10 protein-coding genes are annotated in these 14,294 nt (G+C 54.3%); 3 read left to right on the top strand and 7 right to left on the bottom strand.

Annotated elements, in window-relative coordinates:
• Positions 1 to 120: 120 nt before the first annotated feature.
• The 3 genes from ACI2JR_RS17195 to galF form a co-directional block, all read right to left on the bottom strand.
• Positions 121 to 1,554: a capsule assembly Wzi family protein gene (locus ACI2JR_RS17195; RefSeq protein WP_462479058.1), complete on the bottom strand. Its 1,434-nt coding sequence runs from the start codon at positions 1,552 to 1,554 to the stop codon at positions 121 to 123.
• A gap of 964 nt (positions 1,555 to 2,518) precedes the next feature.
• On the bottom strand, positions 2,519 to 3,148 hold the full coding sequence (locus ACI2JR_RS17190) for a phosphatase PAP2 family protein (protein ID WP_050849636.1): 630 nt from the start codon (positions 3,146 to 3,148) through the stop codon (positions 2,519 to 2,521).
• 470 nt (positions 3,149 to 3,618) lie between these two features.
• Positions 3,619 to 4,509, bottom strand: a complete 891-nt coding sequence (gene galF, locus ACI2JR_RS17185; RefSeq protein ID WP_462479057.1) for a GalU regulator GalF — start codon at positions 4,507 to 4,509, stop codon at positions 3,619 to 3,621.
• A 1,077-nt stretch (positions 4,510 to 5,586) separates the two neighbouring features.
• Between galF and ACI2JR_RS17180 the strand changes: the two genes are divergently transcribed.
• The gene (locus ACI2JR_RS17180; RefSeq protein WP_462479079.1) at positions 5,587 to 7,173 is read left to right on the top strand and encodes a TerC family protein; all 1,587 of its coding nucleotides are present in this window, start codon (positions 5,587 to 5,589) and stop codon (positions 7,171 to 7,173) included.
• A 540-nt stretch (positions 7,174 to 7,713) separates the two neighbouring features.
• A complete protein-coding gene (locus tag ACI2JR_RS17175; protein ID WP_087849480.1) occupies positions 7,714 to 8,202 on the top strand; it encodes an REP-associated tyrosine transposase in 489 nt (162 codons plus the stop codon).
• A gap of 378 nt (positions 8,203 to 8,580) precedes the next feature.
• Here the strand turns inward: ACI2JR_RS17175 and asmA are convergent, their stop codons facing one another.
• The 4 genes from asmA to alkA form a co-directional block, all read right to left on the bottom strand.
• On the bottom strand, positions 8,581 to 10,428 hold the full coding sequence (asmA, locus tag ACI2JR_RS17170; protein WP_462479056.1) for an outer membrane assembly protein AsmA: 1,848 nt from the start codon (positions 10,426 to 10,428) through the stop codon (positions 8,581 to 8,583).
• A gap of 27 nt (positions 10,429 to 10,455) precedes the next feature.
• Entirely contained in the window at positions 10,456 to 11,037 is a 582-nt protein-coding gene (gene dcd, locus ACI2JR_RS17165; RefSeq protein WP_045855745.1) for a dCTP deaminase, read from the bottom strand.
• Between the two features lie 90 nt (positions 11,038 to 11,127).
• The gene (gene udk / locus ACI2JR_RS17160) at positions 11,128 to 11,769 is read right to left on the bottom strand and encodes a uridine kinase (protein ID WP_004864593.1); all 642 of its coding nucleotides are present in this window, start codon (positions 11,767 to 11,769) and stop codon (positions 11,128 to 11,130) included.
• Positions 11,770 to 11,884: 115 nt separating this feature from the next.
• Positions 11,885 to 12,733, bottom strand: coding sequence for a DNA-3-methyladenine glycosylase 2 (gene alkA / locus ACI2JR_RS17155; protein ID WP_132725286.1), 849 nt, complete (start codon positions 12,731 to 12,733; stop codon positions 11,885 to 11,887).
• Positions 12,734 to 12,868: 135 nt separating this feature from the next.
• On the opposite strand from alkA, the gene yegD reads away from it, so the two are divergent.
• The gene (gene yegD, locus ACI2JR_RS17150) at positions 12,869 to 14,221 is read left to right on the top strand and encodes a molecular chaperone (protein WP_462479055.1); all 1,353 of its coding nucleotides are present in this window, start codon (positions 12,869 to 12,871) and stop codon (positions 14,219 to 14,221) included.
• Positions 14,222 to 14,294 lie beyond the last annotated feature (73 nt).

Below are 14,294 nucleotides of genomic sequence, written 5' to 3'. Positions count from 1 at the left end.
ATTTCTGAGTAGCTGTTGATTTTCCAGCACGTCCTTGTGTGGTCAGGTACAGAGATCGATACGATTTGCTTCCTGCAACGTTACCTCAATCTCTTTACCAATCAATCTGCCGCATTCAGCCTATAAACTAAACGGGATCTCAATCCCTGCGCTTGCACCAACATCATCGCTATCGCTGTGATCAGCGTCGGTATACCACAGTGAGGTATTCAGGCGCACTGTCTTATAGACATCCCCACTCCACCCTAATTGTACTCCCTTCAAGGTATCTGAATGTGGGAATGCCTTATTAATTGATTGATTATCAGGGTTTACTTTGGCGTAGACTAAACGCGTGCTCCAACGTTGATTATCTTCCGTCACCAGTTCAACTTTACCGGCAAACAACTGACCATCACCACCCATAGCATCCCCCAACGGGTAGCCCTGCTGATAATAGCCATCTTTGTAAATGTGGTGAGTATAGATATAATTGGTACGGCTCATATTTGAACGGGTATCATGCGCTTCCATGTACCAGTTGATTGCATCTTTGCCCCAACCATGATGGCCTTCAACCCCGCCAAGGAGAGTATTGGCAGAAGGTAATCCCCCTGCTTCATCTTCACCGATCATCTGACCATAGAAGCTTACTGGCCAACCCAAAGTCGGTTCTAGCTTAAACTTAAAGTCAAAGCCAGCCAGCTGGTTACCCGGCTCATTCGTCGTACCGGTGTTATCCTGCCCGGTGAAACCATCCCAGAAACTGCTAAATGACCGCGGGCGCCCCTCCCCTCCCCACTGCATAATGCGTGAGGCACCCAGTTCCAGGGACTGGAATGGGGAGAAGGTCAAACGACCACCAATGATTTTGGCGTGTGGCACCGCCGTATACTGATTCATCTGGCTGGCGGAGATCTGATACTGCCAGGGACCAATCCAGCGTAGCCACCAGGTCTCCGGCGCTGCCTGTTCGGCACGCTGCATCAGAAAACCGGTCATCGGTCTGGCAGCATCACCGCGAATTAAGCTGCCTTCATAGCCCGGGCCCCACCACTGCGGCATCTGGCCGAACGACAGCCACTGGTTCCAGAATTTCACCGCGCCGTAGGCACCATTGGCATTGAAACGCGAACCATTGCTGATACGCTCATCACCTTCAACGTTACCCTGCAAATGAACATCCCACCATTCACCGCTGTTGTTAAAGGCCAGAGAGAGCGAGCTATCCGCGGGCTGGCTTTGCCCAAACCCCTGCGGCGTTCCTGGTTTATCGGTCGAGGTGTAGCCGCTAACGCGGAAATCGGCTTTTAAAGATGAAAGTCGCTGATTAATACGCGCCAGCACCACTTGCTCAGAAGAATAGGAAGGTTTAGCTTTTTTCAGCGCACGTATGATCTCTTCCTGACTCAGCGGCCAGGTAGAAAGACTGAGATGGATAACCCCCCGGTCGGAAAGCCAGGAGAGATCGTTGCGCAGTTCATTATCATTCAGTACCAGACCAGCGGCATAAACCTGAGCGCTAACCGATGTCAACAGCCCTAAAGCAAGTGCAATACGCGCGATTTTCATCATTGTACAAGATCCATTTTTAGCCCCTTTTCCGCAAGCTGGCGAGTCGATGGGGAATATGAGTATAGAGAGCGCACGCTGACGCCAGTCGTAGTATGTTTGTTCGACAGCGATGATGCAATAACCATCATCTTTTAACGTATGAAGTGACTCAATATTTGAGCACTCTCTTCAGAACCGTCTTTCATCGCGCCAGTGAACTCACGCGCTACTGGCCTGCCCGTTTTGTCCTCAAGCACCTCTAGCTGCCACAATTTGTCAGTTGCACCCAGCACCATTGAGCCTTTGAGATTAGCGATTATATACGGCTCTTACAGTTAAGCATCTCTGGCAACAAGTTTTAGGAGTTTCGAACGCAATGAGAAGGGTCTACAGAATTGAGAATGGCGGTTTCAGATACGCTACCGCCCTTGGCTTAACAGCTACCAATGCACTGTACTTCTTTTTATTCGACTGACTCATGCTGCCGTATTATTAATCACAACTAAGAATTTCAGCAGCATCAAGTTTACGAGATTCTGCCAGCAATTGGGAGCATAAATGACAATTATTCACACATGTAAAACATGTCATCCTCACTCATCCGACAAGCACAGCTACCGTCAATAAGATTATTTAATAATATCGTGACTGACTATCACGCCAATATTCCAGAAAACAAGAGACTCCACACAACACATTGATTATTATTGATTTTATTATCTCCCGCGCATCTTCTTAATCAATATTCTTCCTGGAGGTCAACTACAAAAATTAATAGACTTTAGCATTTTTTTATACTTGACAAACATAACGAAGAAACGGTGAAAAAGATCGCTACGCTATTTAGGAATCTTCTCAGCAACGGGGCATCACCATAAACTGTATTAACAATGGACTATCAGCTATTTATTTCACTCATATGAAAATACGCTTATCCATCACAAATCCATTTATTTACCAGGCCTAATTCTGCACTATCAGAAACTTAGTAAAAATGCTTATGCAGATCCGCACGGGTGAACGGCTTTTCCAGTGGTCCGATCTTTACCGCTATCTCCCCCAGTAGCGACTGGGTGGGAGCTTTAGTACCGATATTCAGCAAAACAACCGGTATGACAATTAAACTGAGTAACCCACCCCAGGAGAGGCGGGCGTCCGCAACACGCGACGCGCGAATTTGCAGCAACAGAAACAGCGCGCTGCCACAAGCGCCAAGCAGTAACCCGGCGATCACTTCTGAGGTTGAATGCGCATGAATCACCAGCCGGGAATAGCCAACCAGTCCCGCCAATGAATAACCCGCCAGGATAGCGGCCCGACGGAGAGAAAGTGTCCCGCGAGCGCAGAGCAGCCACAGGAAAATGGGCCAGAAGGCCGAAGATAATGCGGAGTGCCCGCTAAAACCGGTAAAATCTAACTCACGGATACCAAAGCCCCAGCCCATAAAGGCCAGCTTGGATGCACAGACGATGGCGCCGGTAATGCCAAACAGCAAGCCCCACTGCCAGGCAAGCTGCCGGGAAGGCGTGCGCAGACATAAAACGATAAACAATGCTGCCGCGCTGGGTAACAGCACGGTACTATCGCCAAAAAAAGAGACTAGCTGCCAGTTCATTTATTTTTCATCCTTTGACGATATCTCCAGTCCGCAATGTCTTTTCCACGACGCCGGTATGGGCATACACATCCGTTAACTTCACATTTTTATGCATGCATCACTGTTGTTTAATGCGTAAGTATGATCTCAGTCAAGTTTTATTTTTTTATGACCGCCTGTGGCACGCATATTTTTTAAGAAAATTCTTACTAAGTGGTTATTAGCAAAGCTGAAATTCAGCTACTCCGACCATTTCATCATGGTGCTGCGGGCAGAACAACCGGATGTCTCTGAAGTGATATTCCCTTCCTCGCCAACCTTACCCTTAAAAAACAACTAACCCGTTGATATAAAATGATTAATATATATCTTAAATATGCTCATTTTACCCACTGGCTTGCCTACAGAAGCATGACACATCTCGGTTTCATGCCTCATACTTCTGTAAACCCTACATTTTCACACTTCTGTTATACGCCGCTGAGTATTTACGCCAGCAGTTTCTTAATGCTTTCGCGGAATTTGCTGCCTTCTTTATGGTTACGCAGCCCGTAGTTTACAAAGGCCTGCATATAACCCATTTTTTTACCACAATCGTAGCTATCCCCGGTCATCAGCATCGCGTCGACGGGCTGCTTCTTCGCCAGCTCGGCGATAGCATCCGTTAACTGGATACGGCCCCATGCGCCCGGTTGCGTGCGCTCCAGCTCAGCCCATATATCGCCGGACAGGACATAGCGCCCGACGGCCATCAGATCGGAGTCCAGCGTCTGCGGCTCATCCGGCTTCTCGATAAATTCGACAATGCGCGCAACCTGCCCTTCGACATCCAGCGGCTCTTTTGTCTGAATGACCGAATACTCAGACAGATCCCCTGCCATTCTTTTCGCCAGTATCTGGCTGCGCCCTGTCTCATTGAAACGCGCCACCATCGCGGCGAGGTTATAACGCAGCGGATCGGCGCTGGCGTTATCTAATATGATATCCGGCAGGACAACGACAAAGGGGTTATCACCCACGACCGGGCGCGCGCAAAGAATCGAGTGTCCCAGTCCCAGCGGCTGGGCCTGACGTACGTTCATGATCGTCACCCCCGGCGGACAGATAGACTGCACCTCTGCCAGCAGCTGACGTTTGACGCGTTGCTCAAGCAGCGCTTCCAGCTCGTAGGAAGTATCGAAGTGGTTTTCCACGGCATTCTTGGAAGAATGGGTAACCAGCACAATTTCCTTGATCCCGGCGGCAACAATCTCGTCAACAATGTACTGAACCATTGGCTTATCGACGATTGGCAGCATCTCTTTTGGAATCGCCTTGGTGGCCGGCAACATATGCATACCCAATCCTGCTACCGGAATAACTGCTTTCAAACTTGCCATTCTCTTATCCACCCATATAGTGATAAATCTTTCAATGCCAGCCAGATTACAACGCCTACTTGCATCAATCTGTGATATTACAGCGTTGCGATCGATCCGACTTCCCGTCAAATTCTGAAATTACATGTTCAATGAGAGAATACACGCAAAGTATAGGAATCGACAGGTCGCTTTAGGAAAATTCTCATGCCATCAACGCCCCGCGATGACAGGCAAACGGAGCAAAGCGCCTGAGACGGTTTATGCTTATCAAGCATAAGATATGCCTATGAATTCTCACGCCCGGCAGGGCTTAATCCGCCTGTTCAGCCATGATTGAGGCAGAGTAACCCATCGAATAAACATGTGAAGATAGTGGAATAAGTGGTTTAAACCCGGGAATGCAGCAAGAATACACATAAAGTGCATTAGCCATTGATATGACTGACAGAAACATCGTAGATGACATATTGAGCCCTCCGTCGCTCCTTTCCCTTCCATCCTCGCCAGCCAACCGGCGCCACTTATCTCATCTCATTTAAGTCTGCTGATATCCTCTGATTAAAGAAAATATTTTGCAAGCCCCGACATTCAGTAGTATGAAAACCTGCCTCGCTGTTGATTACTGAAAATAATCTTTTTATTAGCAACCGACGGCCGAGGTCGTCTGGTCGCCTGGCTGATGCATCAGTAAAACACAACAAATAGATGAGATACCATACAATATTTGTCTTGTGCAAAACGGGATATTTTATATCCGGCCGTTATGAATCATTCGCTTTATAAATAAGTTTATGCGCATAAAAAATAATCCGGCGCGTTTATATTTTATGCGATTGAATATCGCCAACGTTATCTTCGCGACTGGGTACAGAACGAGAATAGATACGCGCGCCATTCAATCTGCGTCATGGCGGCAAGTCATAACCCCCGGAACAGATGCCAGTCGGTGGCCCGGACCAACAAATCTGTCGTAAGAGGGAGTGGCCTGCGCCCATACCGACGCAAGGCGCGGGATAACGTGGATATTGCAATTTATCCGTAGCTTATCCATGATCGATGGATGGCACTCTAATGTTGTATAGGTTTTAACAAATGATGGAATGGATTGCCGACCCCTCTATTTGGGCCGGTCTCATAACGTTGGTGGTTATAGAGCTGGTCCTCGGTATTGATAACCTGGTTTTTATTGCCATTCTCGCCGAAAAGCTCCCACCGGCACAGCGCGACCGCGCGCGCGTCGTCGGCCTGCTGCTGGCGATGTTGATGCGCCTGCTGCTGCTGGCATCGATTTCCTGGTTAGTCACCCTGACAAAACCGCTGTTCACCTTCCATGACCTCAGCTTCAGCGCCCGCGACCTGATCATGCTGTTCGGCGGACTGTTTCTGCTGTTTAAAGCCACGGTCGAGCTTAATGAACGCCTCGAAGGCAAAGACAGCGATAATCCGGTTCAGCGTAAAGGAGCGCAGTTCTGGGGCGTTGTGGCGCAGATTGTCGTGCTGGATGCCATCTTCTCGCTCGACTCAGTGATTACCGCGGTCGGCATGGTGGATCATCTGGCAGTGATGATGGCGGCGGTGGTTATCGCCATGAGTCTGATGCTGCTTGCCAGCAAGGCGTTAACCCGCTTTGTTAACAGTCACCCGACGATCGTTATCTTATGTCTCAGCTTCCTGTTAATGATCGGCTTTAGCCTGATTGCCGAAGGGTTCGGCTTCCCGATCCCGAAAGGTTATCTGTACGCGGCGATTGGCTTCTCCGTGATCATTGAGTCGCTAAACCAGCTGGCGCTGTTCAACCGCAGGCGCTTCCTCTCCGCTAATCTCACTCTGCGGCAACGAACAACCGAAGCGGTGATGAGTCTGCTCAGCGGCCATAAGGAGAATACCGAGCTGAATACGGACACCGCTGCGCTGATCGTCAATCAGGAGGACGCGCCGCTGTTCAATCCGCAGGAACGCCGGATGATTGAGCGGGTGCTGAACCTCAACCAACGTACCGTCAGCAGCATTATGACGTCGCGTCACGATATTGAGCATATCGATCTCAGCGCGCCGGAAGATGAAATTCGCGCGCTGCTGGAGAAAAACCAGCATACCCGCCTGGTGGTGACCGGTGGGCAAGATGATGAAGTTTTGCTTGGCGTCGTCCACGTTATCGACCTTCTGCAACAGTCACTGCGCCATGAACCGCTTGATTTGCATGTTCTGCTACGTCAGCCGCTGGTATTCCCGGAAACGCTGCCCCTGCTGCCGGCGCTGGAGCAGTTTCGCCATGCCCGGACCCATTTTGCCTTCGTGGTGGATGAATTTGGTTCCGTTGAAGGGCTGGTGACGTTGAGCGATGTAATGGAAACCATTGCCGGCAACTTACCAAACGAAGCGGAAGAGATCGATGCCCGCCACGATATCACCAAAAATCCTGACGGCAGCTGGACGGCAAATGGGCATATGCCGCTGGAAGATTTGGTGCAGTACATTCCCCTGCCGCTGGACGAGAAACGCGAATATCACACGATTGCCGGCCTGCTGATGGAGAATCTACAGCATGTGCCTGCAGCCGGGGAAGAGGTGAAAATTGGCGACTATATTCTGCGGACGCTGCAGGTAGAAAGCCATCGGGTGCAGAAAGTGCAGATTATCCCGCCGCCGCCGCAGGATGACGAATTGAGTGACGCAGTGTAATTGCCCGCAGCCGCCGGATATTCCCCGGTCGCGCTGCGCTTACCGGGGCTACGATGCGTATGCGATCGCGTAGCCCGGATAAGGCGCTTGCGCCGCTATCCGGGAAAGCCCCTGGTGATCCCGCATTCAACATCTGGCCCGCCTCCCCCGGTCGCGCTGCGCTTGCCGGGGCTACAGGGCGAGTGCAATCGCGTAGCCCGGATAAGGGGCTTGCGCCGCTATCCTGGAAAGCCCCTGGTGATAACCGTTAAACCCGCATTCAGCATCTGGCCTGCTTCCCCCGGTCGCGCTGCGCTTACCGGGGCTACGAAGCGTATGCGATCGCGTAGCCCGGATAAGGCGCTTGCGCCGCTATCCGGGAAAGCCCCTGGTGATAACCGTTAAACCCGCATTCAGCATCTGGCCTGCTTTCCCCGGTCGCGCTGCGCTTACCGGCATTTTGCGAGCCATTTTCCAATCCTTTCCACTGTTCATGGCCTACGCGCTTATCCCAATTTATTCTCCCGCTGCAGAGACCACATCTCACATAAGGGGCCTTCTTTGGTCGCCTATCGCCGCAACTATATTCATGGTGCAACCTGGTTTTTTACCGTCAATTTACGCAACAGGAAAAGCGCGCTTCTGACTCAGCAGGTCGCGGCCTTACGTCACGCGATTATGACCGTTAAACGGCAAAAACCTTTTTATATCGACGCCTGGGTTGTACTTCCGGAGCACCTGCATTGCATCTGGACCTTGCCGGACAACGACTGTGATTTTTCGGCACGCTGGCGGGACATAAAAGGAGGATTTTCCAGAACATTAAGACAGAATAACGTCTGGCAGCCTCGTTTCTGGGAACATACGATTCGCAATCAGCAGGATTATCGCCGTCACGTCGATTACATCTACATGAATCCGTTCAAACATGGCTGGGTAAAACAGATACAGGACTGGCCATTTTCAACCTTTCATCGGGATGTCCGGCGCGGGCTATATCCCGCTAACTGGAGCGGAGAGGTGGATGATTTCACCTGCGGCGAACGTTGATGACCTCCCCCGGTCGCGCTGCGCTTACAGGGGCTACAAAGCGTATGCGATCGCGTAGCCCGGATAAGGCGGTACGCCGCTATCCGGGACCGCTTCCCCCGGTCGCGCTGCGCTTACAGGGGCTACAAAGCGTATGCGATCGCGTAGCCCGGATAAGGCGGTACGCCGCTATCCGGGACAGCTTCCCCCGGTCGCGCTGCGCTTACCGCGGCTACGGAGCGAATGCAATCGCGTAACCCGGATAAGGCGGTACGCCGCTATCCGGGACAGCTTCCCCCGGTCGCGCTGCGCTTACCGCGGCTACAAAGCGTATGCGATCGCGTAGCCCGGATAAGGCGATACGCCGCTATCCGGGAGTCCAGCAGCAGGTCAAAGCGGTTAATGCTTATCGAGGAGCTTCTTCACGTCTTTGCCATCCTGGGTATTTTTATTGCGATCCATCCAATCGTTAAGTCGCTGTTTTGCTTCATCCTGCAGCTGTTTGCGCAGGATCTGATCGACCTGCAGGCTATAGCTCAGCTCGTTCCACTTGCCGTAGATACGCAGCGGAATGGCGGTTTGTTTGAGTCTATCGATGAGCTTGTTTTCGCCTCGCCAGCCGCCCAGGACGCGCACGTTAAAGCGCATATCGCACTCTTCTTTCAGCAGGTTCAGGTCGCCCTGCCCGGTCAGCGCCATCATCTTAGACTGTCCCTGCAGGCTCTTTAAGGTCACCTGGCCGTGAGTCAGCTGCAATTCGCTGCTCATCGAGTCCAGCTGAGTGGCGTTATCGTAGTTTTCCTGAGCCTGCACATTGGTGCTGCGCTGCACGGCCTGCTGCACCAGCTGCTGGAAGTTGAGCCCTTCGGTGCGGGTATCAGCCATTTGAATCTGCGCCTCACCCTGCCAGCGGCGACGGAAATCATCGGCATCGATTCTTTCGCCGGCGAAATCTCCGCTTAATGAGAGCTTGCCGGTCAGGTTGAGCGAGTAATTAAACGCTTTCAGCAGAGAACTAATCTCAACGTTGTCCAGCTTCGGCTGGAAAGAGGCCTGCGCCGTTTTGCCCCGGGCATCCAACGAGCCGGGCAGCGATAACGTTCCGCCGTCGAGGTTGCCCTGCAGCTGGTTCACCGTCAACAGCCCCTGCTGATTGCTGATATCGCTCTTCACCCCGCTAAAGTTCATCCCGCGCCACTGCAACCGATCGGCGGTCAGCGACAGGTGGGCGTTAAAGCTGCGCAGGCTCGCGTAATCTTCCTGAATGTCGCTATTGGCAATCACCGGCCGCAGCTGTCTTGGCTGACTTTGCCCCTGTTGATTGACCGAGGCGTCGGTTGCCGGCGTGGCCTGAGCCAGCAGGCTATCCAGATTGAGCATGTTGGCATGAAGATTAAGCTGCCAGTCCGCCTGTTCGCCTAACACCACGCTGGCATTCCCGGCAATGTTGCTGCCGTTCGCCGTCAGATTGAGATTATCGAAGCTGATTTTTTTCTCATCCTCCAGCCAGCTCGCCTGCATGCTGCCCTGGCCGCTGACGCCCTCCGCCGGCAGTTCAGCCCCGCTCAGCTGCCAGTTGAGTTGAGAGATATCTGCTTTCAAAGAGTGGGGATAGTCGCCGCCCTGAACCTCAGCGGATAAAGAAAGGGCTAAATCACGCTGGTCACGATTGACCCGCCCGGAAAAGTCGAGGGTGGCGTGATGATTTTCATCCTGGCCCATCTGCAGATGAATATCGCGAACCGTCACCTGTTCGCCGTTTTCATGCTGGAAAAAGAGGACGCTGTCGGCAATCTGCAACTGCCGGACATCATATGACCAACCGCGGTCTTCCGGGACCTGCGGCAGCGTATTGTCGTGAGGCACCACCGGCGCATCCTGGTCACGCACGGCTTCGGTCTGCGGCGTCAGCTGAATCACTGCGCCTTTGAGCATCACCTGCTTGACCTGCAGCTGATGGGAAATGAGCGGCATGAGCGCGACATCCAGACGCATATTGTCAGCGCGCACCACCGGTTCGGCGGCCCCCGGCGCCGTTAGCGTCATGCGGCCTGAGAGGATGCTCAGCTGCGGCCAGACGTGCCAGCGCAGTGGGCCATCGAGTTCGAGCTGATAACCGCTACGCTCCGCCACCTTGTGCACCATATAGGCGCGAAAATCGTTGGGATTGACCAGCAATACCAACGCGGTTAGCCCGGCGACAACTACCGCCAGTAAGATCATCAGCGTCGTCAGAATTCGTCTCATGGCACCCTCAGCACACCGCGTACGTTATCAATCCTTGTCGATCCGGCTCGCCACCGCGCCCTGCTGGTCGCGATATTTGGCGTCTTCACGGCGGTTATAAGGCCGTGCCGCCGGGCCTGATAGCGGTTCAAAACTCAATGCGCCGATCGGCATCCCCGGACGCAGCGCCAGCGGCAGCTTACCGGAATTATAGAACTCCAGGACGATGCAGCCAGACCAGCCGGGATCGATCCGGTGCGCGGTCACGTGCACCATCAGCCCCAGCCGCGCCAGAGAGGAGCGCCCGTCGAGCCAGCCAACGAGATCGGCAGGCAGCGTCACCGATTCAAAGGTGACCGCCAGCGCCAGTTCGCCCGGATGCAGGTAGAACGCTTCGCCTTCCGGCAGCACAATTTCTTCGCTCATCACGCGATCCAGCGCCGCGGTGACTTCCGCCTTCGGCCCGCTCAGATCGATAAAGGGGGCGGTGTGGCCGCGAAACGTGCGGAATTTATTCCCCAGTCGAACATCGACGGTGGCACCATTAATACGCTCAACGGGTGGACGCGGGCTGATGGATAGCCGCCCCTCATCCAACCAGGCTTCTATATCTCGGTCGCACAGACGCATGAGCTTTCTCCTTTAAGGCATGGCGCCCCTACACCTTCCGGGGCAAAGGGCAATTTGGGTTCTCTTTGCACGTTACACAATTCGGTAGTGTTATTCAAAGAACTGACTGATTTTTGCCTTCAGAATATCAATCGCGATGCGGTTCTTACCGCCGCGAGGCACAATAATGTCGGCATACTGTTTGGAGGGGTCAATAAACTGCAGGAACATCGGGCGAACCGTTTTCTGATACTGCGCCATCACTGAGTCCATCGAGCGCCCGCGTTCATTAACATCGCGCTTAATGCGGCGCATCAGGCAGATATCCAGCGGCGTATCCACGAAGATAGAGAAGCTCAGCTCATTGCGCAGGCGAACATCGGTCAGCAATAAAATCCCTTCAAGGATAATCACTTTCTTCGGTTCAATGTGGATGGTTTCCGGCATGCGCGTGTGTTCAACGTAGCTGTAAACCGGCAATTCAATCGGCTGGCCGCTTTTCAGCATCTGCAGATGCTGGAACAGTAAACTGTGGTCCATCGAGCTGGGATGGTCATAGTTCGTTTTAACACGCTCTTCCATCGACAAATGACTTTGATCTTTGTAGTAGCTGTCTTCCGGAATAACGCCAATATGTTCATCGCCAACCTGTTCACGTAATTCGCGATACAGCGTGCTGGCGATAAGACTTTTTCCCGAAGCCGATGCGCCGGCGATGCCTATAATGACGCACTGATGAGACGTATCAGTCATAAATTTTTGCGACCTGATTAACCTGGATGTATATGGAAGGGTGACGTTTGACCGTCAAACGCCGCAATTATAGGGATTTCAGCGCGGCGATACCAGTGATATGCACCCTCAAAGGCTATTCCGCCGTCGGCGTCCATCCCTCGGTATACCAGATGTGCAGCAATGCGTAAGAGCGCAGCGGCTGCCAGCGCCTGGCGTAATGGGCGATACGCGCCGGCGTCATTCCGCTGAAGCGCTGCTTAATCAGATAATCATCCGCGAGGAAAATATCCTGCGCCTGCCAGCCGCGCAGGGCAAAATAGCTCGCGGTCCAGCGGCCAATCCCCGGCAGCGTCTGCAGCTGCTTCATCCCGGCGTCGATATCGTCCGGCGCCGCCAGCGGTAAAGCGCCGCTGAGTGCCGCCTGCGCCAGGTGGATAAGCGCCTCGGCGCGCCGCAGCGACATACCGCACGCCTTCAGCGCTGCCGGGTCAGCCAGCGCCAGCCTGTCCGGGGTCGGGAACAGAGAATACCCCGGCACCGCCGCCAGCGGCTCGCCGAAAGCCGCCACGACCTTTGCCGTCAGCTTCGCCGCCATCGCCACGCTGACCAACTGCCCCAGCACCGCCCGGACCGCTTGTTCAAAAGCATCAAGCGAGCCCGGCAGACGCAATCCCGGCCGCGCCTGCGCTAGCGGCCCGAGAACCTGCGCCACCTGCCGCGGGTCGCAGGACAAATCAAACAGCCGCGCGACCCGTCTCAGACACTCATCGGCGACCGGCAGCAGGCCGTCGGATAACGACACCCGTAATCCTTGCGCCGCATCATCCGCCGTGACCGTAATCAGCCCACGGTGGCCGGCCAGCGCAAAGCTGCGGCTGTAGGTATCTTCGCTGAACGTTTCGATGCCCGAAACCGCACGCGCACGCAGAAAAGCAAATATCCACTCCCGATCGAAGGGCGGAAGCCAGGGTAACAGCGTCATCGTTTCTCCTTATTAATTGCCTCAATGATAGACGTTCTGCGTCCGCCGTACCTTGCTTTTAAATTCCAGTTGTCGCCGCGACGGCAATCCGCTAAAGTCGCCCCCCTTCTCACTGGCATGGGGATTTTTCAGGTCATGTTTATTGGTTTTGACTACGGAACCGCCAACTGTTCGGTTGCCGTAATGCGGGATAATCGTCCGCAGCTGTTAACGTTGGAAAACGGCAGCAAGCTGCTGCCATCAATGTTGTCGGCACCCACCCGCGAAGCGGTCAGCGAATGGCTCTACCGCCATCATGACGTGCCGACCAACGGCGACGAAAACCAGGCGCTGCTGCGTCGCGCGATTAACTTCAACCGCGAGGAAGACATCGATGTGCTCGGCAACAGCGTCCAGTTTGGCCTCGCCTCGTTGCATCAGTACGTCGACGACCCGGAAGAAGTGTACTTCGTTAAATCCCCCAAATCGTTCCTCGGCGCCAGCGGCCTGAAGCCGCAGCAGGTCGCGCTGTTTGAGGATCTGGTCTGCGCCATGATGCTGCACATTAAACAACAGGTGCAAACCCAGCTCACGGAGACCATCGACCAGGCGGTGATTGGCCGGCCGATTAACTTCCAGGGACTGGGCGGCGATGAGGCTAACGCCCAGGCGCAAGGGATCCTCGAGCGCGCGGCAAAACGCGCCGGTTTTCGCGACGTGGTCTTTCAGTTTGAGCCGGTGGCCGCCGGGCTGGATTTCGAAGCGACCCTCAGCGAAGAAAAACGCGTGCTGGTCGTCGATATCGGCGGCGGGACCACCGACTGTTCTCTGCTGCTGATGGGGCCGCAGTGGCGCGAGCAAGCCGACCGTCAGCAAAGTTTGCTCGGCCACAGCGGCTGCCGCGTTGGCGGTAACGACCTTGATATCGCCCTGGCCTTTAAATGCCTGATGCCGCTGCTGGGAATGGGCGGCGAAACCGAAAAAGGGATCGCCTTACCGGTTCTGCCGTGGTGGAACGCGGTCGCGATCAACGATGTTCCGGCGCAAACGGATTTCTACAGCAGCGCCAACGGGCGGCTGCTCAATGATTTGCTGCGCGATGCCCGCGAGAGCGAAAAAGTCGCGCTGCTGCTGAAGGTCTGGCGCCAGCGTCTGGGCTATCGCCTGGTACGCAGCGCGGAAGAGAGTAAAATCGCCCTCTCCGCACAGGAAAGCGTCACCGCCGGGCTGCCGTTTATCAGCAGCGAGCTGGCCACCGCCATCAGCCAGCAGGGGCTGGAAACGGCGCTAAACCAGCCGCTGGCGCGCATCATGGAGCAGGTCCAGCTGGCGCTGGACAACAGCCGTGAAACGCCGGATGTGATCTACCTCACCGGCGGCAGCGCGCGCTCGCCGCTGATTAAGAAAGCGCTGGCGGCCCACCTGCCGGGGATTCCGATTGCCGGCGGCGATGATTTTGGCTCGGTCACCGCTGGCCTGGCCCGCTGGGCGCAGGTGGTGTTCGCGTAATGACGACGGGGCTGCCACTGCCCCGTGATTCTACTCCGCTCAGAAATAGCCGCACCCGACTTCCTGTATCGGC

Source organism: Klebsiella sp. NPDC088457, from assembly GCF_044900465.1.
In the GTDB taxonomy this organism is placed as follows: domain Bacteria; phylum Pseudomonadota; class Gammaproteobacteria; order Enterobacterales; family Enterobacteriaceae; genus Klebsiella.
The sequence above is the reverse complement of the archived record's forward strand: the minus strand, read 5'-3'. Positions and strand labels throughout refer to the sequence as shown.

Coding starts and splice junctions, on each gene's coding strand:
- ACI2JR_RS17195 (WP_462479058.1), bottom strand. CDS start 1,554: ATGATGAAAATCGCGCGTATTGCACTTGCTTTAGGGCTGTTGACATCG.
- ACI2JR_RS17190 (WP_050849636.1), bottom strand. CDS start 3,148: ATGAACTGGCAGCTAGTCTCTTTTTTTGGCGATAGTACCGTGCTGTTA.
- galF (WP_462479057.1), bottom strand. CDS start 4,509: ATGGCAAGTTTGAAAGCAGTTATTCCGGTAGCAGGATTGGGTATGCAT.
- ACI2JR_RS17180 (WP_462479079.1), top strand. CDS start 5,587: ATGGAATGGATTGCCGACCCCTCTATTTGGGCCGGTCTCATAACGTTG.
- asmA (WP_462479056.1), bottom strand. CDS start 10,428: ATGAGACGAATTCTGACGACGCTGATGATCTTACTGGCGGTAGTTGTC.
- dcd (WP_045855745.1), bottom strand. CDS start 11,037: ATGCGTCTGTGCGACCGAGATATAGAAGCCTGGTTGGATGAGGGGCGG.
- udk (WP_004864593.1), bottom strand. CDS start 11,769: ATGACTGATACGTCTCATCAGTGCGTCATTATAGGCATCGCCGGCGCA.
- alkA (WP_132725286.1), bottom strand. CDS start 12,733: ATGACGCTGTTACCCTGGCTTCCGCCCTTCGATCGGGAGTGGATATTT.
- yegD (WP_462479055.1), top strand. CDS start 12,869: ATGTTTATTGGTTTTGACTACGGAACCGCCAACTGTTCGGTTGCCGTA.